This is a genomic window from Micromonospora matsumotoense, from assembly GCF_900091525.1.
Classification (GTDB): domain Bacteria; phylum Actinomycetota; class Actinomycetes; order Mycobacteriales; family Micromonosporaceae; genus Micromonospora; species Micromonospora matsumotoensis.
In genome coordinates this window covers 1-23,365 of the sequence record NZ_FMCU01000014.1, presented here as the reverse complement: position 1 = coordinate 23,365, position 23,365 = coordinate 1, and the positions used below count along the sequence as shown (strand labels likewise).

Annotated in this window: 18 protein-coding genes and 1 pseudogene; 7 read left to right on the top strand and 12 right to left on the bottom strand. The window is 72.9% G+C overall.

The window, feature by feature from the left end; translation table 11 throughout:
* The first annotated feature begins 260 nt into the window (after window positions 1–260).
* Complete coding sequence (locus tag GA0070216_RS23525) at window positions 261–2,222, top strand: penicillin-binding transpeptidase domain-containing protein (RefSeq protein WP_091250327.1); 1,962 nt, start codon at window positions 261–263, stop codon at window positions 2,220–2,222.
* Between the two features lie 164 nt (window positions 2,223–2,386).
* On the opposite strand, the gene GA0070216_RS23520 is transcribed toward GA0070216_RS23525, so the two are convergent.
* From GA0070216_RS23520 to GA0070216_RS23495, 6 genes are all read right to left on the bottom strand, one after another.
* A complete protein-coding gene (locus GA0070216_RS23520; RefSeq protein ID WP_342670792.1) occupies window positions 2,387–3,577 on the bottom strand; it encodes an arginase family protein in 1,191 nt (396 codons plus the stop codon).
* Between the two features lie 65 nt (window positions 3,578–3,642).
* Entirely contained in the window at window positions 3,643–4,566 is a 924-nt protein-coding gene (locus tag GA0070216_RS23515) for a tetratricopeptide repeat protein (protein WP_091250325.1), read from the bottom strand.
* Window positions 4,567–4,667: 101 nt separating this feature from the next.
* Window positions 4,668–6,356: a coenzyme B12-dependent isobutyryl-CoA mutase large subunit gene (icmA, locus tag GA0070216_RS23510; RefSeq protein WP_091250322.1), complete on the bottom strand. Its 1,689-nt coding sequence runs from the start codon at window positions 6,354–6,356 to the stop codon at window positions 4,668–4,670.
* Window positions 6,357–6,649: 293 nt separating this feature from the next.
* Complete coding sequence (locus tag GA0070216_RS23505; RefSeq protein ID WP_091250320.1) at window positions 6,650–7,051, bottom strand: Asp23/Gls24 family envelope stress response protein; 402 nt, start codon at window positions 7,049–7,051, stop codon at window positions 6,650–6,652.
* A gap of 87 nt (window positions 7,052–7,138) precedes the next feature.
* A complete protein-coding gene (meaB, locus tag GA0070216_RS23500; RefSeq protein WP_245722678.1) occupies window positions 7,139–8,074 on the bottom strand; it encodes a methylmalonyl Co-A mutase-associated GTPase MeaB in 936 nt (311 codons plus the stop codon).
* 274 nt (window positions 8,075–8,348) lie between these two features.
* On the bottom strand, window positions 8,349–9,542 hold the full coding sequence (locus tag GA0070216_RS23495; protein ID WP_091250316.1) for an acetyl-CoA C-acetyltransferase: 1,194 nt from the start codon (window positions 9,540–9,542) through the stop codon (window positions 8,349–8,351).
* A gap of 62 nt (window positions 9,543–9,604) precedes the next feature.
* Between GA0070216_RS23495 and mce the strand changes: the two genes are divergently transcribed.
* The 4 genes from mce (at window position 9,605) to GA0070216_RS23470 (ending at window position 15,901) form a co-directional block, all read left to right on the top strand.
* On the top strand, window positions 9,605–10,081 hold the full coding sequence (gene mce, locus GA0070216_RS23490) for a methylmalonyl-CoA epimerase (protein ID WP_091250314.1): 477 nt from the start codon (window positions 9,605–9,607) through the stop codon (window positions 10,079–10,081).
* Between the two features lie 448 nt (window positions 10,082–10,529).
* Window positions 10,530–11,795, top strand: coding sequence for a DivIVA domain-containing protein (locus tag GA0070216_RS23485; RefSeq protein ID WP_091250312.1), 1,266 nt, complete (start codon window positions 10,530–10,532; stop codon window positions 11,793–11,795).
* 177 nt (window positions 11,796–11,972) lie between these two features.
* Window positions 11,973–14,285, top strand: a complete 2,313-nt coding sequence (locus tag GA0070216_RS23480) for a coiled-coil domain-containing protein (RefSeq protein WP_091250309.1) — start codon at window positions 11,973–11,975, stop codon at window positions 14,283–14,285.
* 548 nt (window positions 14,286–14,833) lie between these two features.
* Window positions 14,834–15,901 (top strand): AI-2E family transporter, encoded by a 1,068-nt coding sequence (locus GA0070216_RS23470; RefSeq protein ID WP_091250307.1) that lies wholly within the window; start codon window positions 14,834–14,836, stop codon window positions 15,899–15,901.
* A 25-nt stretch (window positions 15,902–15,926) separates the two neighbouring features.
* Here the strand turns inward: GA0070216_RS23470 and GA0070216_RS23465 are convergent, their stop codons facing one another.
* The 4 genes from GA0070216_RS23465 to GA0070216_RS23450 all read right to left on the bottom strand — a co-directional run bounded on the left by GA0070216_RS23465 (window position 15,927) and on the right by GA0070216_RS23450 (window position 19,880).
* Window positions 15,927–16,727, bottom strand: a complete 801-nt coding sequence (locus tag GA0070216_RS23465) for an alpha/beta hydrolase (protein ID WP_091250304.1) — start codon at window positions 16,725–16,727, stop codon at window positions 15,927–15,929.
* A gap of 105 nt (window positions 16,728–16,832) precedes the next feature.
* Window positions 16,833–17,159: a hypothetical protein gene (locus GA0070216_RS23460; protein WP_091250301.1), complete on the bottom strand. Its 327-nt coding sequence runs from the start codon at window positions 17,157–17,159 to the stop codon at window positions 16,833–16,835.
* A 114-nt stretch (window positions 17,160–17,273) separates the two neighbouring features.
* On the bottom strand, window positions 17,274–19,106 hold the full coding sequence (locus tag GA0070216_RS23455) for a 3-hydroxyacyl-CoA dehydrogenase family protein (protein WP_091250298.1): 1,833 nt from the start codon (window positions 19,104–19,106) through the stop codon (window positions 17,274–17,276).
* A 306-nt stretch (window positions 19,107–19,412) separates the two neighbouring features.
* A complete protein-coding gene (locus GA0070216_RS23450) occupies window positions 19,413–19,880 on the bottom strand; it encodes an FHA domain-containing protein (RefSeq protein ID WP_091250294.1) in 468 nt (155 codons plus the stop codon).
* A 193-nt stretch (window positions 19,881–20,073) separates the two neighbouring features.
* Here GA0070216_RS23450 and GA0070216_RS23445 point away from each other — a divergent pair, with 193 nt between their 5' ends.
* Entirely contained in the window at window positions 20,074–21,573 is a 1,500-nt protein-coding gene (locus GA0070216_RS23445; protein ID WP_091250291.1) for an aldehyde dehydrogenase family protein, read from the top strand.
* Window positions 21,574–21,762: 189 nt separating this feature from the next.
* Here the strand turns inward: GA0070216_RS23445 and nucS are convergent, their stop codons facing one another.
* Window positions 21,763–22,422 (bottom strand): endonuclease NucS, encoded by a 660-nt coding sequence (nucS, locus tag GA0070216_RS23440; RefSeq protein ID WP_091250735.1) that lies wholly within the window; start codon window positions 22,420–22,422, stop codon window positions 21,763–21,765.
* A gap of 71 nt (window positions 22,423–22,493) precedes the next feature.
* Here nucS and GA0070216_RS23435 point away from each other — a divergent pair, with 71 nt between their 5' ends.
* Window positions 22,494–23,111 carry a DUF4126 domain-containing protein gene (locus tag GA0070216_RS23435; protein ID WP_091250731.1) on the top strand — a complete coding sequence of 206 codons (618 nt, stop codon included), beginning with the start codon at window positions 22,494–22,496 and terminating at the stop codon, window positions 23,109–23,111.
* A gap of 65 nt (window positions 23,112–23,176) precedes the next feature.
* Here the strand turns inward: GA0070216_RS23435 and GA0070216_RS23430 are convergent.
* Window positions 23,177–23,365: pseudogene (locus GA0070216_RS23430) on the bottom strand (hypothetical protein); the annotation flags it as partial.

The following is a 23,365-nucleotide window of genomic DNA, read 5'->3' as shown; positions in this document are numbered from 1 at the left end:
CGGTCGGCGGACCACCGGCCGGACGTCCGGTTCGGGACTCTGGCCTCTCACCTGTTGCAGATCCACGTCGGCCGGCTGCCGAGTACCCCGCCTCGGGATGTTCATCACACCTGCGGGCCCACCTCTTCGCGCTGCCCACGAGGGCGGTACGGCCGTCGACCGCACCAGCCCGGCGGCCCGGCCCGGCCACGCGGGGCGGTACGGGCAGCCGCCCCGTACTAGCGTGCAGGGCAGCCCGCCACCCGGAAGGTGCCAGCTCCATGCCCCTGTCGTACCCGTACCACCGTCCCGGCACTCCCCTGCGGCGGGCTCTCGCGGCCCTGGCCGCCTCGGTGCTGGCGGCCGGTGCCCTCGTCGGTTGCTCCGGCGACGACGAACTGGCGGGCAGCGTGGACGCGTTCCTCGCCGGCTGGCGCACCGGCAACCTGGACAAGGTGGGCTTTGTCGACCCGACCGGGGCGAGAGTGCCCGCCGCAGACGTCACCGCGGAGATCAAGGCCCTCTCCGGCGACCTCGCCGCCACCATGCCCACCCTGCGTCGCGCCGGGGACGCCGAGGTCACCAAGAACCTGGCCACCACGAAGGTCGACATCACGTGGGCGTTGCCGGGCGGGGCGACCTGGGCCTACCAGCGGCCGGTCCGGCTGCGGCAGAACGGCGGCGACGACCAGTGGCAGGTGATCTGGGAGCCCCAGGTGCTGCACGAGCAACTGGAGAAGGGTGACCGGCTGACGCTGCGGCGGACCGCCGCGCCCCGGGCCGGGGTGCTGGACGGCGCGGGGCAACCGATCGTGACGCCCCGCCCGGTGGTCCGGATCGGGGTGCAACCGGGCGAGGTCACCGACGTCAAGGCCCTGGTGGCGCGGCTCGACGCGGCGTTCAAGGCCGTCACGCCGCCGATCAGCCCGCCGGTCGATCTCAGCGACCTGCCGCAACGGCTCAGCGACGCCGATCCGGGCGCCTTCGTCGAGGTGGTGACGTTGCGCGACGAGGCGTACCGGCAGATCCGGTCCCGGATCTACACCCTGCCGGGGACGAAGTTCCGGGCCGAGAAGCTCGACCTGGCCCCCACCCGGGAGTTCGCCCGCGCCCTGCTCGGCACGGTCGACCAGGCGCAGGCCGACGACCTGGCCGCCCACCCCGACCGGTACGCCAAGGGCGACCTGGTCGGCCACGGTGGCCTCCAGGGCCGCTACGACGAGCGGCTGCGCGGCGCTCCCGGCACGACCGTGGAGATCCGCCGACCCACCCCCGAGGGCGGCACCACCGTCGTCACCGAGGCGTTCCGGCAGGAGCCGACCGCCGGCCAGCCGGTCCGCACCAGCCTCGACGTGGCCACCCAGAACGCCGCCGACGGCGCGTTGCGGGCGGAGAAGCGGCGCTCGGCCCTGGTCGCGGTGCGGATCAGCGACGGCGCGGTGCTCGCCGCCGCCAACGGCCCCGGTGCGGCCGGGGAGAACCTGGCCTTCACCGCCCAGGTGCCGCCGGGCTCCACCTTCAAGATGGTCAGCGCCCTCGGCCTGCTGGACAAGGGCGCGGTGACCCCGCAGACCATCGTCGACTGTCCCAAGACCCGCGCGGTGGACGGTCGGTCGTTCAAGAACTCCGACGACTTCGTCCTGGGCAAGGTGCCGTTCCGGACCGACTTCGCCAAGTCCTGCAACACCGCATTCGTCGCGCTGGCCCCGCAACTCGGCCCGGACGGGCTCGCCGGCACCGGCCGTACCCTGGGCCTGGAGGGCAACTGGGATCTCGGCGCGGACGTCTTCACCGGCAAGGTCTCCACCGGTGGCGCCCCCACCGAGCAGGCCGCCGCGGCGATCGGCCAGGGCACCACCGTGGTCAGCCCGCTGGCCATGGCCGGGGCCACCGCCGCCGTCGCCCGGGGCCGCTGGGAGCAGCCGAAGCTGGTGCTCGACCCGGCCCCGGCCGCGCCCGCCGAGGCCGGCCCGCCGCTGAAGGCCGAGTCGGTGGCGGGGCTCAGGACGATGATGCGCGAGGTGGTCACCGCCGGCACCGGCAAGGCGCTGGCCGACGTGCCGGGTGGCCCGGTGTACGGCAAGACCGGCACCGCCGAGTACGACAACGACCCGACGCACACCCATGCCTGGTTCGTCGGTTGGCGGGGGGACGTCGCGTTCGCCGTCTTCGTCGAGCAGGGCGGATCGAGCACGGCCAGTGCCGTCCCGATCGTCGAGCGCTTCCTCCGCGCCCGCCCCTGACCCGTCGCCCACCACCCAGCCCGCCCCGGCACGCCCGCCCTGGCCGACGCGCTCATTTGGGCCGATGTTGCGGCATCCCGTCCAACGGATAGTGCAACATCGGCCCAGATGAGTTGATCATGCGACGGAACACCGCAACATCGGCCCCATTGAGGGGATCATGCTCAGGCGACCGGCTCCTCGGCGCGGCCAGGTGCGTCAGCCGACCCGGAATCGGAGGTCCCGAAACCGGACGACCCGGAATCGGAGGTCCCGGGGACGGACGACCCGGAGGCGGATGCCCCAGAAGCGGAGGTATCGAAACCGGACAACCTGGGGACAGCGGCCCCGGAGACAGCGGCCCCGGAGACGGAGGCCCCGGAGACGTTTCTCCCGAAGGTGGACGATCCGGGGTCAGTGGGGTGCGGCTTGGGTGGCAGCAGTCGGGGCGGGACGGCGTCCGGGGCGACGACCGGGGCCAGTCCGGCGACGATCGTGTTGACGATCTCGGCGGCGTACGCACCGTCCGGGTCGTAGTCGGGGTCGAAGACGGTCAACTCGACGCCGAGGCAGTGCGGGGTGTCCACCAGCCCGGCGAGCAGGATCTCCAGCTCGGCGAAGGCGATCCCGCCGGGGTCGGGGGCGTCCACGGCCGGCATCACCGCCGGGTCGAGCACGTCGACGTCGATGTGCACCCAGTAACCGGCGCAGTCGGCCAACTGCTCGTGCGCCCACTGGGCACTGCGGGCGGCGCCCTCGGCGCGCAGGGCCGGCACCGGTCGGGTGGTGATCCCGGCGGCCTGGAGGTCGAGCCGGTACTCGTCCTGCGCCCGGATGCCGATCACCACCACGTCGATGTCCCGGAAGTACGGTCGACGCCCCTCGATGGCAGCCAGGTCGGCCTGGCCGCGCCCGGTCACCAGGGCGAGGTCCTCCCCGGCCGCCGCACCGACGTACGAGGCGTTGCCGGGGTGCCGGAAGTCGGAGTGGCCGTCGACGAAGACCAGCCCGATCCGCCCGCCGACCGCCTCGCCGAGCCGGTGCATGGCCAGCGCCGAGCCGAGCAGCACCGAGCAGTCCCCGCCGAGGACCAGGGGAAACTCGCCCCGGTCGATGATCGCGCCGATCCGGTCGGCGAGGCCCGTCGAATAGCCGGAGATCTCCCGCGCGTGGCAGACCCCGTCGCCGGGCCGCCAGTCGCCCGGGTCGTACCGGGGGGCGGTGAGGCAGCCGGCGTCCCGGGCACCCAGCCGGGCCAGCAGCCCGTGGTCGCGCAGCGCACCGGGGGCCTTGCCGCAGCCGGGGACCGAGGTGGAGGTGGGTGGGCGCAGACCCAGGTTGGTCGGCGCGTCGAGGACGGCGATTCGGCGCATCACAGGCTCCCGTCCTCGATGGGTGGCGGGCCGGCCGGGGGGCCGGCCCGCGCGGGCGTGTCAGGGGTTCAGAACAGGGCGCTGGCCAGGGCGCGTCGGGCGGAGGCCACGGCGGGGTCGTCCGGGCCGGCGATGCTGAACAGGGCGATCAGGTGTTGGCGGGCCTTGTCCCGGTCGTCACCCGCGGTCCGCCGGACCAGCCCGACCAGCCGCGCGTACGCCTGCTCGGCCATCCCGCTGAGCACCTCGATGTCGGCGGCGAGCAGTTGGGCGTCGACGTCGTCGGGGTTGGCCTGCGCGGTGGCGAGCGCGGCCTGCGGGTCCGCGCCGGCGACCCGCCGGGCCACCCCGACCTGGGCCAGCCCGGCCTCGGCCGCGGCGTCCGCCGGGGACTCGGCAAGGATCTTGCGGTACGCCTGCTCGGCGGCGTCCAGGTCGCCGCTCATCAGGGCGTCGTCGGCCTCGTCGAGGCGCGGGTCCTCCGGCTCGGCCACGCTGACGCCACCGGCCTTGAGGACGGCGGCGAGCCACTGGCGCAGTTGCGGCTCGGGGATCACGCCGGGGAAGGCGTCGATCGGTCGCCCGCCGACGACCGCGTAGACGGTGGGGATCGCCTGGATCTGGAACATCTGCGCGATCCGCGGGTTCTCCTGGACGTCGACCCGGGCGAGGACCCACTGGCCGGCGCCCTCGGCCGCCAACCGCTCCAGCACCGGGGCGAACTGGTCGCTGTCCGGGTAGCCGGCCGCGCCGAAGAAGACCACCACGGGTGTGGTCATCGAGCGTTCGAGCACCTCGGACTGGATGTTCGCCTCGGTCACGTCGAGCGCGGCAGCGGCGCCACCTGTGGCGGGACCGCCCGGTAGGCCGGTAGGTGCACCGGGCTGGCTCGGTGTGGCGGGACGGGAACTGGCCGGGGCGGTGCCGCGCAGCGCGCTGAGGTCGACCGCGCCGCGGGTGAAGATCGACGAGGTGATCCGTGGGTCGCTCATGGTTACCTAGTCTCGCACGATCCCCACCGTTGTCGGCTCCGCCGCAACGCCCACAGTTGCCACTCTCACCTCCCGCTCATTGCCCGGTTGGCCAGTGCTGTTCAGAAGCGGGCGGGTTCGCGGTAGGTGCCCCATTCGGCGCGCAGGGCGTCACAGATCTCACCGAGCGTGGCCTCGGCGCGGACGGCGTCGAGCATCGGCGGGATCATGTTCCCGCCGGTGCGGCTGACCTCGATCATGCGCTGCACCGCCGCCGTCACCGCCGCGTCGTCGCGGGCGACCTTGCGCTCGGCGAGCACCCGGCGCTGCTCCAGCTCCACCTCGTGCGAGATGCGCAGGATCTCCAACTCCTTGGCGGTCGTGCTGGTGTGGCAGTTGACCCCGACGATCTTCTTGTCGCCCTTCTCCAGCGCCTGCTGGTAGACGAAGGCCGACTCGGCGATGTGGCCGGTGAACCAGCCGTCCTCGATGCCCCGCAGGATGCCGGAGGTCATCGGGCCGATCTCGTGCGGGCCCTCGCCGCCGAGCTGCCGGATCCGGGCGAAGATCTCCTCCGCCTCGGCCTCGATGGCGTCGGTGAGCGCCTCGACGTACCAGGAACCACCGAGCGGGTCGGCCACGTTGGTCACCCCGATCTCCTCCATCAGCACCTGCTGGGTACGCAGGGCGATCTCGGCCGACTCGTCGGTGGGCAGGGCGAGGGTCTCGTCGAGGGCGTTGGTGTGCAGCGAGTTGGTGCCGCCGAGCACCGCGGCGAGGGCCTCCACGGCGGTGCGTACCACGTTGTTGACCGGCTGTTGGGCGGTCAGTGACACCCCGGCGGTCTGGGTGTGGAACCGCAGCCAGAGGGCCTTCTCGCTGGTGGCGCCGTAGACGTCGCGCAGCCAGCGGGCCCAGATCCGGCGGGCGGCGCGGAACTTGGCGATCTCCTCGAAGAAGTCCAGGTGCGCGTCGAAGAAGAAGCTCAGCCCGGGGGCGAAGACGTTGACGTCCAACCCGCGCGAGAGCCCCAGCTCGACGTAGCCGAACCCGTCGGCCAGGGTGTACGCCAACTCCTGCGCGGCGGTCGAGCCGGCCTCGCGGATGTGGTACCCGGAGACCGACAGCGGCTTGTAGCGCGGGATCTCGGCGGCGCAGTATTCCATCAGGTCGCCGATCAGGCGCAGGTGCGGCTCGGGGTCGAAGAGCCACTCCTTCTGCGCGATGTACTCCTTGAAGATGTCGGTCTGCAACGTGCCGTCCAGCCTGGACAGCTCGACGCCCTGCCGCTCGGCGGCGACCAGGTACATGCAGAAGACCGGCACCGCCGGGCCGGAGATGGTCATCGAGGTGGTGACGCCGGCCAGGTCGATGCCGTCGAAGAGCACCTCCATGTCGGCGGCGGTGTCCACCGCCACCCCGCAGTGCCCGACCTCGCCGAGCGCCTGCGGGTCGTCGGAGTCGCGCCCCATCAGGGTCGGCATGTCGAACGCCACGGAGAGCCCGCCGCCGCCCGCGCCGAGGATCATCTTGTAGCGCTCATTGGTCTGCTGGGCGTTGCCGAACCCGGCGAACTGCCGGATCGTCCAGGCCCGCCCCCGGTAACCGGTCGGATGCAACCCCCGGGTGTACGGGAACTCGCCCGGCCAGCCGATCCGTTCGAACCCGGGGTAGCCGGTCCCCTCGGGTGGCCCGTACACCGGCTGCACGGTGGCGCCGGACAGGGTGGTGAAGTCCGCGTCCCGCTTGCGCGCGGCGTCGTACCGGGCCTGCCAGCGTGCCCGTCCGGCGGCGATCTCGTCGGCGTTCATCCGCGGGGCTCCTCCTCGAGTCCTCGACTGACCCCGAGTGTAGAACGAAGCCTGAACGATCGCTAAGGAAACCCGTACCCACCGGTAGCCCACCAACCCACCCACGGCAGCAACCCGCCGCGCCGCCGCGCCGCCGCGCCGCCAACCACCGCGGCGATCAAGAGGTTTACGTCAACCCGACCCCGAAAATTGACGCAAACCTCTTGATCACCGGGCGCGGCGACCATCGGGGGCGCCGGGGTGTGCGGGGGTGGGGGTGGGGGTGGGGGTGGAGGGATCAGGGGGTGGGGGGATCAGGGGGTGGGGAGTTCTGCTACGTCGTCCACCCGGATGTTGATCTCGTCGGCGCGGAGGCCGTAGGACTCGACGGCTGCCGTGACGGCGGCGCGTACCGCGTCGGTGACCTGGGGAACAGGGTGGCCGGCGGAGATCACCAGGACCAGGTTGACCACGGCCGCGCCGTTGGTGACGTGGGCCGAGCAGCCCCGCCGGGCGTCGCCGACCCGGTCCAACCCGACCTTGTCGAGGACGGCGTTGAAGAACCGGGCGACGTCGCCACCCAGCTCGGCCACCCCGGGCACGGACTTCGCGGCGGCCACCGCGATCTTCTCCACCACCTCGTCGGAGACCTGCGTCGTCCCGCCCGCGACCGCATCCGGCGTCACCGACAACTCCTGCGTCGCCTCGTGGTCCATGGTCGCCCCCGGAAAGCCGTCGCACCGCCCCACGGGTCCGTGGCGCGGTGCGAGCGTACTAGCCGATGGTGCTCCGTTGTGGACGGATCAGGTGCCGATCTGGGCGAGCAGTTCGTTCGCTGCCGCGTACGGGTCGAGGGCGCCCTCGGCCACCTTCGCGGCGAGCGCCGGCAACTCCGTACCGTCGCGCAGGGAACCGATCCGGGCGCGCAGGGTGCCCAGCGCGATCGCCTCGATCTCGGCGGCGGCCCGCTTCTCGCGGCGGCGGCGCAGCTGGTCGTGCTGCTCCAGCCAGGCACGGTGCTTGTCGATCGCGGCGGCGATGTCGTCGATCCCCTCGCCGCGCGCGGCGATCGACCGGACCACCTGCGGCCGCCACTCCCCCGGCCCCCGCTCGCCCAACGCGATCATGCCCTGGATGTCGCGGACGGTGTTGTCCGCGCCGTCCCGGTCGGCCTTGTTGACCACGAAGACGTCGGCGATCTCCAGGATGCCCGCCTTGACCGCCTGGATCGCATCGCCCATGCCCGGGGCGAGCAGCACCAGCGTGGTGTCGGCGAGGGAGGCCACCTCCACCTCGGCCTGGCCGACGCCGACGGTCTCCACCAGGACCACGTCGCAGCCGGCGCCCTCCAGCACCCGGACCGCCTGCGGGGTCGCCGCGGAGAGCCCACCGAGGTGCCCCCGGCTGGACATCGACCGGATGTAGACACCCGGGTCGGTCGCGTGGTCCTGCATCCGGACCCGGTCGCCGAGGATCGCCCCGCCGGTGAACGGGCTGGACGGGTCGATGGCCAGCACCCCGACCCGGTGCCCGCCCGCCCGCAGCGCCCGGACCAGCTCGTTGGTGGTGGTCGACTTGCCCACCCCCGGGGAGCCGGTCAACCCGACCACCTGGGCCTGCCCGGCGTACGGCGCGAGCGCCGCCGCCACCTGCGGCAGCATCTCGTCACCGGACTCGACCAGCGTGATCAGCCGGGCCACCGCCCGTGGGTCACCCTCGCGCGCCCTTTCCACCAGCATCGGTACGTCCCGACTGCGGCGAACCGGGACAGCGGCGGGAGCCGGGGCGTTCTCGACACTCACAGGGCCACCTTCGCTCACGACTGCGGGGCTCGCAAAACCGGCTCACTCCTCGCGCTCACATCCGCCACCCCCGCACCACGACTGCGGGGCTCGCAAAACCGGCTCACTCCTCGCGCTCACATCCGCCACCCCCGCACCACGACTGCGGGGTGCGAACCCGGCCCCGCTCCCCGCGCCCACCAGACGCGGGGAGCGGGGCTGACGTGGCCGGTCAGTTCTGGGCGTCGGCCGGTACGTGGATGATCAGGGCGTCGCCCTGGCCGCCGCCACCGCAGAGCGCCGCCGCGCCGGTGCCGCCGCCGCGCCGCTGGAGTTCCAGCGCGAGGGTGAGCACCAGCCGGGCGCCGGACATGCCGATCGGGTGGCCGAGCGCGATGGCCCCACCGTTGACGTTGATCTTGTCGGTGCTGATCCCGAGGTCCCGCGCGGACTGGATGCCGACCTGGGCGAACGCCTCGTTGATCTCGATCAGGTCGAGGTCCTCGACGCTCAGGCCACCCTTCTTCAGGGCGTGCTGGATGGCGTTCGACGGCTGCGAGTGCAGGGAGTTGTCCGGGCCGGCCACGTTGCCGTGCGCGCCGATCTCGGCCAGCCAGGTCAGGCCCAGTTCGTTGGCCTTGGCCTTGCTCATCACGACCACGGCCGCCGCGCCGTCCGAGATCGGCGACGAGGTGCCGGCGGTGATCGTGCCGTCCTTGGCGAACGCCGGGCGCAGCTTGGCCAGCGACTCGGCGGTGGTGTCCGGCCGGATGCCCTCGTCCTCGCTGATCACCAGCGGGTCGCCCTTGCGCTGCGGGATGACCACCGGGGTGATCTCGTCGGCGAAGTGACCGTTCTTCTGCGCAGCGGCGGCCCGCTGGTGGCTGGCCACCGCGAACGCGTCCTGCTCCGCCCGGGTGATGCCGTGCCGGGCGCCGAGCCGCTCGGTGGACTCTCCCATCGAGCAGCAGTCCCAGGCGTCGCTGAGCCCGTCGTGGGCCATGTGGTCCTTCACGGTCACGTCGCCGTACTTGTAACCGGCGCGCTGGCCGAGCAGCAGGTGCGGGGCGTTGGTCATCGACTCCATGCCACCGGCCACCACGATGTCGAACTCGCCGGCCCGGATGAGCTGGTCGGCCAGGGCGATCGCGTCGAGGCCGGAGAGGCACACCTTGTTGATGGTCAGCGCCGGGACCGACATCGGGATGCCCGCCTCCACGGCCGCCTGACGGGCCGGGATCTGCCCGGTGCCGGCCTGGAGCACCTGGCCCATGATCACGTACTGCACCTGGCCCGGGGCCACCCCGGCGCGCTCCAGGGCCGCCTTGATCGCGATGCCGCCGAGCTTCGTCGCCGGGAGATCCTTGAGGTTGCCCAGCAGGCGGCCCATCGGGGTCCGCGCGCCGCTGACGATCACCGATGCCACTGCCTGCCTCCGGGGGGGTACCAGCCTGTACGCCTTAACGCCTGTTCGGCAAGACTAACGGCATGGCTGAAAACTCCTCCGTCGAGCCCGCTGCCGACTACATCACAGACATCGGGCTGCGCCGTATCGATCACGTCGGGGTCGCGGTCGCCGACCTGGACGCCGCGATCGACTTCTACCAGCGCACCTTCGGTATGCGCTGCATACATCAGGAGACCAACACCGAGCAGGGCGTACGCGAGGCGATGCTGGCCGTCGGCCCGACCGCCGAGGGGGGCTGCGTGCAACTGCTCGCCCCGTTGTCGCCGGAGTCGACCATCGCCAAGTTCCTCGACCGCAACGGGCCCGGGGTGCAGCAGGTGGCGTACACGGTCGCCGACATCGACGCGGCCTGCGCGACCCTGCGCGAACGCGGCGTACGACTGCTCTACGACACCCCGAAGCGTGGCACCGCCAACTCCCGGGTCAACTTCGTCCACCCCAAGGCCGCCGGCGGCGTCCTCATCGAACTCGTGGAACCCGCCCCCACCCCCCACTGACATCCCCACCCCTTCCCACACTCCCCCTCCCCGCCGGCCCTCCCCTCCGCCCTCCAACGTTGATCAAGATGTTTGCGTCATTCTGATCTTCATATCTGACGTAAACCTCTTGATCAACGGGGCGGGACGGGACGGGGCGGGACGGGGCGGGCGGAGGAGGGGCGAGGGAGGGTGGGAGGGGTGGAGGGTGGGAGGGGAGTGGATTGGGTTTGTGAGGGGTGGTGGGGGATTGCGGGAGGCAGCCATTCGGGGGTGGTCGGGGAAAGACACACGGGGGGTGGCGGGGGCCTGGTTTTCGTTACTTCGGGTGACGGCGGGGCCGCCCGGACCTGCCAAGATCGCCGTTTGGTCGGGACCGGCGGGACGACCCGGTGGACCCCGCAAAGAGGACACGAAAGCTCGGCACCGCTCTTGCGAACGACCCCGGGGGGTCTGCAAGTATGTCCCAATGCCCCAGCAGCAGTCCTCCCCTCTCGCGTTCTTCGATAACGCGAACTCGCAGCCGGACTTCACGGTCGGCCTACGCGGGTACAACACCCACCAGGTCGACGACTTCCTCGGCCGGATGACGGCCGCGCTGACCCAGTCGGAGCAGGCGCGCGCCGAGGCCGAGCAGCGGATGAACGACGCCCAGCGTCGGCTCCGCCAGGCCGAGCAGCGGCAGGCTGCGCTTGAGCAGAAGCTCACCGACACCAACAAGCAGCTCGAGGAGAACAGCCGGCCGACCCTCTCCGGTCTCGGCACCCGGGTCGAGCAGATCCTCCGGCTGGCCGAGGAGCAGGCCAACGACCACCGCAACGAGGCCAAGCGCGAGTCGGAAGGGATTCTCTCCGCTGCCCGGCTGGAGGCGCGGGAGATCACCGACAAGGCGCGCGCCGAGGCCGCCGCGATGAAGGCCACCGCCGAGCGGGAGGCCGGCACCGTCCGTACCGCCGCCGAGCGGGAGGCCGCCGAGGCCCGGGTGCAGGCCCGCCGGGAGGCCGACACGCTGCGCGCCGACGCTGACCGGGAGACCAAGCAGCTGCGTACGGTCACCGCGCACGAGGTGGCCGAGCTGAAGTCGACCGTCGAGCGGGAGGTCGCCACCCTGCGCGCCACCGCCGAGCGGGAGATCACCCAGCAGCGGGCGAAGGCGGCCCGGGAGGCCGAGGAGAAGCGCGCCGAGGCGACCAAGCTGCTCACCGACGCCCGCGACAAGCGGGACAAGGACCTCCAGGCCCTGGAACTCCAGCTCGCCGAGCGCCGGGAGAAGGCCGAGCGCGAGGAGTCGGAGCGGCACGCCGCCCAGGTGACGCAGACCCAGAAGCTGGTCGGCGAGGCCGAGCAGCGGGCCCGGGCCGCCCAGGAGCGGGCCAAGGAGATCGAGCAGCGCGCCGAGGCCCGCCGGGTCGAGTCCGAGCGCACCGCCAACGAGACCGTCGACAAGGCCAAGGCGCTGTCCGAGAAGACCCTCAACGAGGCCAAGGCCGAGGCGAAGCGGCTGCTCACCGAGGCGCGCACCGAGGCGGACCTGACCACCCAGGCGGCCCGCCGCGAGGTGGAGGACCTCACCCGCCAGAAGGACGCGGTCACCTCCCAGCTCGGGCAGATGCTCTCCGGCCTGGCCGGGATCGTGCCGGGCGTACCGGCCCAGCAGCCGGCCGCCGCGCCGGCCAAGGCGGAGCCGGCCAAGGCCGACGCCGAGTCGCGGGCCACCGCGGAGACCGCCAGCTGACCGACTGCGCAGACGGGGCATGTGTCGCGGCGCGGGGTGACACCGGGTAGCCGGTGGACCCCCGCGCCGTACGCGTTCCCGCCCTGTGACACCCTGTCGCGCGACCACAGTGAAACAGCTCCCCACAGCGGCGTCCGTATCGCCCCCGGAGGGCAGGATGCGTGTGAGGATGGGGGCATGTCGCACGGCGAGGAACTGTTCGCTCTCGGCGGGGATGTGACGACGGAGCCCAGCTTCGAGTCCGCCCTGCGGGGATACGACAAACGACAGGTCGACCGGTACGTCACTCGTGCGGAGCACGAGATCACCACCCTGACGGGTGAGCGGGAACAGGCGTACACCCAGATCCACAAGCTGGCCGGCCAGGTCGAGCACCTCCAGCGGGATCTCGCCCAGGTGCGCAAGCAGATCGGCGTGGTGGACCGGGCCTCCTTCAAGCACCTCGGCCCCCGGGTCGAGCAGATTCTCGCCCTCGCCGAGGAGCAGGCGGACGCCATCCTGGCCGCCGCCAACGAGGAGATCGAGGCCCGCCGGGCCGCCGCCGAGCACATCATCGACGAGGCCCGCGAGCAGGCCGCCAGGGCGCTCAAGGACTTCGAGATCGCGCTCGCCGCCCGGCGTGCCGAGGAGGAACGGCACACCACGGCCCGCAAGGCCGAGGCGGACGCCGCCGTGCGTACGGCGAAGGAGGAGGCCGCCCGGCTGCGCGCCACCGCCAAGGACGAGTCGACCCTGCTGCGGGCCACCGCCGAGGACGAGTCGAACCGGCTGCGGGCCACCGCCCAGGAGGCCCTGAGCCGGGCCCAGCAGGAGGCCACCCAGCTGCGCGACACCGCCCGGGAGATCCACACCCGGGCCCAGCAGGAGGCCGCGAAGCTGCGGGAGGCGGCCAAGGCGGCGCTGGCCACGGCCCAGAAGGAGGCCACCGACCTGCGCGAGGCCGCCAAGGAGGTGCACACCAAGGCGCAGCAGGAGGCGCGGCGGCTCACCGAGTCGGCGACCGAGGCCAGCCGGGCCACCCGCGCCAAGGCGCTCCAGGAGGCCAAGCAGGTCACCGACGACGCCGAGGGGGCGGCGAAGGCGACCCGGACCCGCTCCCAGCAGGAGGCGCACCGGCTGACCACCGAGGCGACCGAGGCGGCCCAACGCAGCCGGGCCGAGGCCGAGGCGTACGTGCAGCGGATGCGCACCGAGACCGAGGCGTACGTGCAGCAGTCCCGCGCCCAGACGCAGCAGGAGCTGGGGGCCTGGCGCGCGGGGGTGGAGCAGGAGGTCAACGGCCGACGGGAGGCCGCCGACCGGGAGCTGGCCCAGCGTCGCGCCGCCGCCGAGCAGGAGTTCGCCAAGCACCGCGACGAGTTGGACCGCAAGCACCAGACCCGGCACAACGAGCTGGAGCAGCAGCACCGGACCCGGCAGGACGAGCTGGAACGGGAGTGGGCCGCCCGGCGTGACGAGATCGAGCAGGGCGCGGCGGAGATCCGCCGCTCCGCCGAGGCGGACGCGTCGACGCTGCGCCGGCAGGCCGAGCAGGAGACCGGCGAGTTGCGTCGGCGGGTCGAACAGGAGACCGCCGAACTGCTGGACCGGGCCGAACGGGAGACCGCCGACAAGCGTCGCCAGGCCGACGAGCACGTCGCCGCCTCGCGCCGGCAGTTCGACGAGTACGCGGCCACCACCCAGCAGCACCTGGCGACCACCCAGCAGCACCTCGCCGCCACCCAGCAGGAGGCGGCGGCCGGTCGGCAGCAGCTCGCCCGGGTGATGCTGGAGATCGCCCAGGCCCAGCAGCAGCTCGCCGACCTGCGTCAGGAGACCTGGCAGGCGCGGCAGGAGCACGACGAGGTCCAGCGGGAGGTCACCGAACTCCGGATGCGCGCCACGGCACCGGTGGGCCTCGACGCGGTGGCACCGGCACCGGACGGCGACCGCTCCGGGGCGGGCCCGCGGGGCAACGGCACGAAGCCGAAGCCGACCCGCGGCACCGACGGCCCGGCGGCGGAGTCGGTGGGCACCGGCGGTAGGCCGACACCGGCCCTGGCCGGTGCCGGACCGGGCCCGGCGGGCACCGGCACCGCGGTGAACCCGACAGACACCGGCCCCACGGTGAACCCGGCTGACGCCGGCCGGAAGGACCCGGCCGTTGCCGGGGCCACGGGGAAGTCCGCCGCCACCGGGGCCAGGGCGGACTCGGTCGTGGCCGTCACCAAGCCGGCGGGCCGGCCGGCCGCCAACGGCACCCGGCCGACGGAGCGCCCGGACGGCACCGGCGCGAAGCCCAAGGCGGAACCGGTGACCACGGTGGACGGCGGGACGGCCAGCGCCGGGGTGGACGGGGAACCGACCGTCGCCGCGGTCCCCGGTGCCGCCGGCCGGGGGGCCACCCCGACAAAGATCACCAGTACCGGTGAGAACGGCAAGCGACCCACCAAGCCGACCACCGACGAGCGCAGCGCCACACCGAGCACGGTGACCGTCGAGTCCGAGTGACCCCGCACCCGAGGGTGCGGTGCCGGGTGGCCCGGGGTGGCCGGCGACGTCGGACCCCACTACCCTGCGGACGGAGGTCCGTACGGTAGGTGTTCACCGGACGGGCATGGTGTGATCCACTCCGGTGAGTAACGACGGGGCGGGACTGGGGAGGCTCGGTGGCACAGCACGGCCCGGCACGCGACGACGCGACCGGGGACGAGGCCCCTGCCGGCGTACCGGTGACCCGCTCCGGGCAGGGAGCGGCCGTGGACCGCACCGTTGCGACGGACCGGCTCACGGGCGGGGCGGCCGGTGCGGCGAGTCCGCCCACCGGACCGGACACCCCCACCGGCCCCGGCCCCGGCAAGGGCACCGGCAAGGGCACCGACTCCGGCACCGACAAGGGCACCGACTCCGGCACCGACTCCGGCACCGACTCTGGCACCGACAAAGGCACCGCCACCGGCCCCGACAGAGGCACCGGCAAGGGCACTGACACCAGCACCGGCAGAGGCACCGGGCCGACGGGCGGGGCGGGCGACGCGACGGCGGAGGTCGACCCAGCGGTGACCGGGTCCGCCGGGTCGGGGCGGTTCGGTCGGCCCGGTCGGCCCCTGCGCCGCAGCAGCTTCCTGGTCGGCTTCACCGGCGCGCTCGGCGTGCTGCTGGCGTACACCGTGTTCCTGGGGATTCGCAATGCCGGCGGCATCCTGGTCCTGGTGGTGATCGCGCTCTTCCTGGCGGTGGGGCTCAACCCGGCGGTGGTCCGGCTGCGCCGTTGGGGGCTGCCGCACGGCCTGGCCGTGACGGTGGTGGTGCTGACCCTGCTGCTGCTGATCATCGCCGGGCTGGTGGCACTGGTGCCGCCGGTGGTGACCCAGACCGGGCAGTTCATCGAACAACTGCCCAGCTATGTCGAGGAGCTGCGCCGCAACCGCACCGTCAACGACCTGGTGGTGCGGTACGACGTGATGCAGCGGGTGCAGGAGTTCGCGAACGCGGACACGGTCGGTCGGGCGCTCGGCGGGGTGCTCGGTGGCGCCCAGTTGATCTTCGGCACCATCTTCCGGGTGCTCACCGTGCTGGTGCTGACGATCTACTTCCTGGCCTACTTCGACAAGCTGCGCGACCTCGGCTACGCGCTGGTGCCGAGGTCCCGCCGGCAACGGGTCAGCCTGATCGGCGACGAGATCCTGACCAAGGTCGGCGCGTACATGGTGGGGGCGCTGAGCATCGCCGTGCTTGCCGGCGCGACCACCTTCGTCTTCGCCCTGGTCGTCGAGCTGCCCTACCCGTTCGCGCTGGCCGTGGTGGTGGCGGTGACCGACCTGATCCCGCAGATCGGGGCCACCCTCGGCGCGGTGGTCGTCAGCCTGGTCGGATTCGCCACCGGGCTGCCGGTCGGCATCGCCTGCGTGGTCTTCTTCGTGCTCTACCAGCAGGTGGAGAACTACCTCATCTACCCCAAGATCATGCGGAGGTCGGTGGAGGTCAACGAGGTGGCCGCACTGCTCGCCGCCCTGCTCGGGGTGGCGCTGATGGGTGTGGTCGGCGCGCTGATCGCCATCCCGGTGGTCGCCGCCTTCCAGTTGATCCTGCGCGAGGTGGTGCTCCCCCGCCAGGAACGCCGCTGAGGGCCGGCGGGAACGGCGGCGGGGTTCAGCCGGCGGCGGGACCCGGCACCGGGTTGTCGGCGAAGGCGGCCACCGTACGGTCGGCGTACGCGCTGACGTCGCCGGTCTCCATCGGGCCGTCCCAGCTGGTCGGCAGCGGCAGCGGCACCGCCGGGTTCACCCGCCGGACGATCTCGTCGAGCACCCGCTCGGCGTCGCCCACCCAGAGATGCTTGGCCCCCGGCACCCCGACCACCTCGGCCTGCGGCACCGCCGCGAAGCGTTCCCGGGCCTCGTCGGGGCGCAGGTAGTCGTCGAACTCGGGCACCAGCGCGGTCAGCGGCCGACCCGACTCCGCCCAGACGGCCAGGTCCTCAGGGTTCGAGAACCGCAACGGCGGGGAGAGCAGGATCGCCCCGGCCACCGCCGGGTCACAGCCGAACTTGAGGGTCAGGTCGGTGCCGAACGACCAGCCGACCAGCCAGATGTTCGGCAGCTCGTGGAACTCGGCGTACTCGATCGCGGCGGCGACGTCGAAGCGCTCGCCCACCGCGTTGTCGAAGGCCCCCTCGCTGGTACCCCGGACGCTGCTGGTGCCCCGGGTGTTGAACCGGAGCACCGCCAGGTCGGCCAGGGCGGGCAACCGCCAGGCCGCCTTGCGGAAGACGTGGCTGTCCATCATCCCGCCGTGGGTGGGCAGCGGGTGCAGGCAGACCAGGGTGCCCACCGGGTCCCGGTCGGCCGGCCGGGCCAACTCGCCGACGAGCCGCAGGCCGTCGGCGGTGTGCAGCGCGATGTCCTCCCGGTGGCCGGGCAGGATCGACGACGCGCGGATCGGTGTGCTCACCGCCCAAGTCTGACGCGAGGTCGTCGCGCTCGCGCGCCCGGGGCGCAACCGGGTGGCCCAGATCGCTCGATCAGCGGCCGGTCCGCCGGGAGCGCGCCGGACCGGTCAGCCGTAGCGGGGCGTGCCCCGGCCGCGCATCAGGTTGGGCCCCCGGCGGTCCCGGGCCCGCCAGCAGCCGCTGTGCCAGTGCCGCCGGTCGGTCAGGTCGCCCGCGCCGTCGGCCGGCCAGGCCACCAGGTGCGCCACCCCGGGTCGGATCTCCTGGTCACACCCGGGACAGCGGTACGTCTTGACCGACGCGCCGCCGCTGATCCCGCGTACCTGCCACTCGCCGTCGCGCCACTGCTGCACCGATTCCACGCCGTGGCGGGCCCGGTCGGCGTCCAACTGGGTGGTGTCCTCGCGGCGGGGACGGTTGCGACGAGGGCTCACCTTGCCAAGGTTACGGTCAGTGCCAGGTCGCCGGCCGGGTGAGGTCCGTCGCCCCGACCGACGCCGGTGCGGCCGGTCACCCGGACCGGCGGCGGGTGCCGTCCGTCGCCCCGGTCAGCGCCCGGTGTGGTCCCGGAAGCCCCGGCCGGTCCGGCGGCCCAGGTGACCGGCGGTGACCAGGTGTTCGAGCAGCGGCGCGGGGGCCAGGCCCGGCTCACGCTGCTCCCGGTACAAGCTCCGCTGGATGGCCAGCGACACGTCCAGACCGACCGCGTCGAGCAACGCGAACGGGCCCACCGGGTAACCGCAGCCGAGCTTCATCGCGTGGTCGATGTCGTCGACGGAGGCGTAACCGGCCTCCAGCATCCGCACCGCGTCGTTCAGGTACGGGAAGAGCAGCGCGTTGACCACGAAGCCGGCCCGGTCGCCGCAGACCACCGTGGTCCGGCCGAGCGCGGCGCAGACCGCCTGGGCGGTGGCGGTGGCCTCCGCCGAGGTATGGACGGTGCGTACCACCTCGACCAGCGGTCGCCTCGCCGTCGGGTCGGGGAAGTGCAGGCCGAGCACGTCGGCGGGGCGCTGGGTGGCCATCGCCACCTCGATCACCGGCAGCGAGGAGGTGGTGGTGGCGAGCAGCACGCCCGGCTTGCAGATCTCGTCGAGGCGGGCGAACAACGCCTGCTTGCCGCCCACCTCCTCGGCCACCGCCTCGACCACCAGGTCGACGTCGGCCAACTGCTCCAGGGTGGCCGACCAGGTGATCCGGGCCAGGGTGGCGCCCCGGTCGGCCGCGCTGAGATCGCCCCGGGCCACGCCCTCGTCGAGCGAGGCCCGGACCGCCTCGGAGATCCCGGCGGACGGCTCGGTGCCGCCGTCCACCGAGAGCACCTCGTAGCCGGCCCTGGCGAAGACCTCGACGAGACCGGTCGCGATCGCACCGACCCCGACCAGGCCGACCGTGGTCACGGCCGCGGGGCCCGCCAGCTCACTTCCCGCGCTCCCGCCGGTGCTCTCCGGCGCGCTCCCGGGTGCCGGCTGCGTCGCGGCCGGCGTCTGCTCATCGGGTACGACCTTCGGTGAGCCCGGCTTCTCGTAGGTGTAGAAGCCGCGTCCGGATTTGCGACCGAGCAGCCCGGCGGTGACCATCTGCCGGATCAGCGGGGTCGGGGCGTGTCGACGGTCCCGCCCGCCGTGCCGGTACATGGTGTTCAGGATCTCGTACGACGTGTCCAGGCCGATCAGGTCCAGCAGGGCGAGCGGGCCCATCGGCAGCCCGCCACCGAGCTTCATCGCCACGTCGATGTCCTCCCGGGTGGCGTACCGGGTCTCGAACATGCTCACCGCGTGGTTGAGATAGCCGAACAGCAGGGCGTTGGCGATGAAGCCGGCCCGGTCGTCGATCGTGACGTCGACCTTGCCGAGCCGGGCGCAGAGCGCCTCGACGTCGTCGACCACGTCGGCGGCGGTGACCACGGTACGGACCACCTCGACCAGCTTCATCACCGGCGCCGGGTTGAAGAAGTGCAGGCCGACGACCTGCTGCGGCCGTTGGGTGGCGACCGAGATGTCGGTGACGCTCAGCGACGAGGTGTTGGTGGCCAGGATGGTGTCAGGCCGGCAGACCCGGTCCAGCTCGGCGAAGATCCGCCGCTTCAGGTCGAGGCGCTCGGGGACCGCCTCGATCACCAGGTCCACCGCGTGCAGCGCGTCCAGCCCGACCTGGAAGTCGACCCGGGAGTGCAGGGCGTCCCGGTCGTCCTCGGCCAGTTTGCCCTTCGCCACCGCCCGGTCGGTCGACCGCGTCAGGGTGGCCCGCCCCCGCGCCAGGGCGGCCTCGGAGATCTCCACCGCGACGACGTCGACACCGTTGCGGGCGAACACCTCGACGATGCCGGCACCCATGGTGCCCAGACCCACCACGCCCACCCTGGTGAACTCCCGCGCCACGACCGGCCTCCCCTTGGTTGACTCCGCCGTGGCGGACATGAACGAACGCTAAGGTTGTCCGTCGGAGTCTGCCACGCGCCGACGCGCCGACGCGACGCCCTGGGAGATTTCCCGCACCCCGCCGGGGCCGCGCCGCCGGTCCGGACTGCCTCGCCGGCCCGGTCAGGGCGTGCCGATCACCTCGCCGACCCGGTCAGGGCGTGTCGATCACCTCGGCCAGGGCCGCAGCTTGCGCCGATCGCCTCGGCCGGGCCGCAGCTTGCGCCGGTTGGGAGCAGACCGGGCGACCCCGCCCGTCCCCCACTGTCAGGCGTCGACGCCACGCACCGGGGCGGTGGGGCGGCCGGCAGGGGCGTCGGTCGGGCCGGGGGCGCGCGACGGCAGCGGCAGCGTCGGCCGGTAGTCCCGGCGACCGCCGGTGCCCCCGGTGAACCGCAGGCCGACCGGGTCGGTGGTGGCCAGCCCGGGGTCGAAGTAGCGCAGCTCGGTGCGGCCCAGCCGGATCACGTCGCCGTCGGTGAGCGGCTCGGCGTCGCTGATCCGCCGGTCGTTGAGCCAGGTCCCGTTGGTCGACCCCAGGTCGACCAGGACCACCCCGCCCTCGGTCAGCCGCACCTCGGCGTGCCGCCGGCTCAGGTGCGCGTCCGCCACCGGGATGTCAGCGGTCGGCGCCCGGCCGATCACCTGCGGTTGGGGCCGGACGCGGAAACTCGCCCCCCGCATCGGCCCGCCGGCCACCGTCAACAGCGGCATCAGTTCCGGATGATCCTGCATGGACAGTCAGCTCCCCACCCACCGTGGCCCGCGCCCAGCCTGCCAGCTCTGCGTGACCAGCTCACCACCCACCCGGTCACCTCCGCGACCCCTGGCGGACACCCAGCGTCCACCGAACAGGCGGCGGGCGGAAGCCATGGACGAGCGGTATTCACAACTACCAGCGGGTAGCTTCCGGGTCTAGACTTCTGCCATGACGGCTGTGCAGGTCCCGGGTACCCCGGTCATCGCCGACGGTCGGCTGGTTTCGACCAGCCCGGCCACCGGCGCCGAAGCCGGCCGGCTGCCGGTCGCCACCGTCGAGGAGGTGGAGCGCGCGGTCGCCCGCGCCCGGACGGCCGGGCAGTGGTGGGCCGGGCTCGGCTTCGACGGCCGCCGGGCGCGGCTGCTGCGCTGGCGGGCCGTGCTCGCCCAGCGGATCGAGGAACTGGCCGAGCTGATCCACGTCGAGGGCGGCAAACCGGTCGGCGACGCGGTCGTCGAGATCCTCACCGCCATCGAGCACATCGACTGGGCGGCCCGCAACGCCCGCCGGGTGCTCGGGCCCCGCCGGGTCCGGTCCCGGTTGATCCTGGCCGAGTTCTCCGGCCACCTGGAATACCAGCCGCACGGCGTGGTCGGGGTGATCGGCCCGTGGAACTACCCGGTCTTCACGCCGATCGGCTCCGCCGCGTACGCGCTGGCCGCCGGTAACGCGGTCGTCCTCAAACCCAGCGAGTACACCCCGGTGGTCGGTCAGTGGCTGGTCGACGCGTTCGCCGAGGTGGTGCCGGAGCAGCCGGTGTTCACGGCGGTGCACGGCCTGGGCGACGTCGGCGCGGCACTGTGCCGCTCGGGCGTGGACAAGCTGGCGTTCACCGGTTCCACGGCGACCGCCCGCAAGGTCATGGCGGCCTGCGCCGAGTCGCTGACGCCGGTGCTGGTGGAGGCCGGCGGCAAGGACGCGATGATCGTGGACGCGGATGCCGACCTGGACGCCGCCGCCGAGGCCTGCGTCTGGGGCGCGCTCACCAACGCCGGCCAGACCTGCATCGGCATCGAACGGGTCTACGCGGTGGCGCCGGTCTACGACGAGTTCGTCGGCAAGGTGGTCGCCCGCGCCGAACGCCTGACCGTCGGCCCCGACGGGGCCGACCTCGGCCCGATCACCATGCCGAGCCAGCTCGACGTGATCCGTCGGCACATCGACGAGGCCATCGCCGCCGGGGGCCGGGCGGTGCTGGGCGGCCCCGCCGCCGTACAGCCGCCGTACGTGCACCCGACGGTGCTGGTGGACGTCCCCGAGTCCGCCTCGGCCATCCGCGAGGAGACGTTCGGCCCGACCGTGACCATCAGCCGGGTCGCCGACGCCGACGAGGCCGTACGCCGGGCCAACGCCCTGCCGTACGGCCTGGGGGGTTCGGTGTTCGGTCGGCGCGACGCGGTGTCGATCGCCCGGCGGCTGCGGTCGGGGATGGCGTCGATCAACTCGGCGCTCACCTTCGCCGGGATGTCCACGCTGCCGTTCGGCGGGGTGGGCGACTCCGGCTTCGGCCGGATCCACGGCGAGGACGGGCTGCGCGAATTCGGCCGGGCCAAGTCGGTCACCAGGCGACGGGCCCGGTCGCTGCTGCCCTCGATGACCTTCGAGCGGACCCCGACCGACGTGGCCCGCATCATCAAGGTCACCAAGGCGCTGTACGGCCGCCGCTGACCCCGGCCGCACCGCGGAAAGCGGCACAGCGGAACGCCGCATCGCGAACGCCGCACCGCGGAACATCGCACGCGGAACGTCGGCCGCACCGGCCGGCGGGACGGTGCCGGGCCGCACAGGTGCGCGGTGCCGACCACCGGGCCGGGGTGCCCGGCGGGGCTAGGTGCCCGCAGCGCGCCGGTGGGCGGGTCAGAACAGGGTCAGCTCGTCGCGCACGATGCCCCGCAGCCGGTCGTAGTCGACGACCACGCAGCGGATGCCCCGGTCGGTGGCGAGGACCCGGGCCTGCGGCTTGATCTCCTGAGCGGCGAACACACCGGCCACCGGGGCGAGCAGCGGGTCCCGGTTCATCAATTCGAGGTAGCGGGTGAGCTGCTCGACGCCGTCGATGTCGCCCCGCCGCTTGACCTCGACGGCGACCGCGCCGGAGTTGGCGTCCCGGCAGAGCAGGTCGACCGGACCGATCGCGGTCATGTACTCCCGCCGGACCAGGGTGAAGCCCTCCCCCAGGGTTTCCGGGTTGGCGGCCAGCAACTCCTGCAGGTGCGCCTCGACGCCGTCCTTGCGCAGCCCCGGATCGACCCCCAGCTCGTACGAGGTGTCCTGGAAGATCTCCGTCAGGTTGATCCGCAACTCCTCGCCGGCCTTGTTGACCACCCGCCACACGCCGGGGGCCTCCTCCAGCCGACAGGGCGGACTCATCCAGTTCAACGGCTTGTACGCCCGATCGTCGGCGTGGATCGACACCGACCCGTCCGCCTTCACCATGAGCAGGCGGGTGGCCAGCGGCAGGTGCGCCGAGAGCCGTCCGACGTAGTCCACCGAGCACTTCGCAATCACCAGACGCACCCGACGAGGGTAGCCGAGGACCGGTCGGTCACCGTCGAGCGGCACTGGCGTGCCGGTGCGATGCTGAGATGGTGTTCGAAGTCCTCACCGGTACCGGTCTCGCCGCCTCGGCGGGCCTCAACGCCTACATTCCCCTGCTCACCATGGGGCTGCTCGCCCGCTACACCAGCCTGATCGACCTGCCGAGCGGCTGGCAGTGGCTCGGCAACGGATGGGTGCTGGCGATCCTCGCGGCGCTGCTCGCGGTCGAGGTCGTCGCCGACAAGGTGCCCGTGGTCGACCACGTCAACGACGTCGTGCAGACGGTGGTCCGCCCCACCGCCGGTGGCCTCGCCTTCGGCGCGGGTTCGGGCTCGGAGACGGTGACGGTCAGCGACCCGGGCGGGTTCTTCACCTCCCACCAGTGGGTACCGGTGGCCGCCGGTGTCGCCATCGCGCTCGGGGTGCACCTGTTCAAGGCGGCAGCCCGGCCGGTGGTCAACGCGACCACGGCAGGCTTCGGCGCACCCGTCGCCAGCACCGCCGAGGACGCGACCAGCGTGCTGATGTCCCTGGTGGCGATCATCCTGCCGGTGCTGGTGCTGGCATTCCTGCTGGGCATGGCGGCGTTCGTGGTCTGGTTCCTGCGTCGACGCCGGGGCCGCCGCCAGGAACGCGAGGCGGCCCGCGCGGCCGGCTACCGGGTCTGACCCGCCGCCACGGACGCCGATGGCCGGCACCCCACCCGGGGTGCCGGCCATCGCTGTCGTACGGGTCAGCTGTTCCAGTGCTTGGCGACGAGGTCGGCGGCCTGCTGCTCCCACTGGGCGTAGTGGTCGGGGTACGCCGAGACCTGGACGGTCTGGGCGGCCTTGGTCAGGGGCATGTCCTGCCAGCCGTCGACCTGCTTGAGGCCCTTGAGGAACGCCATCGTGGCGTACTCGGGGTCGGTGATCTGCTCCAC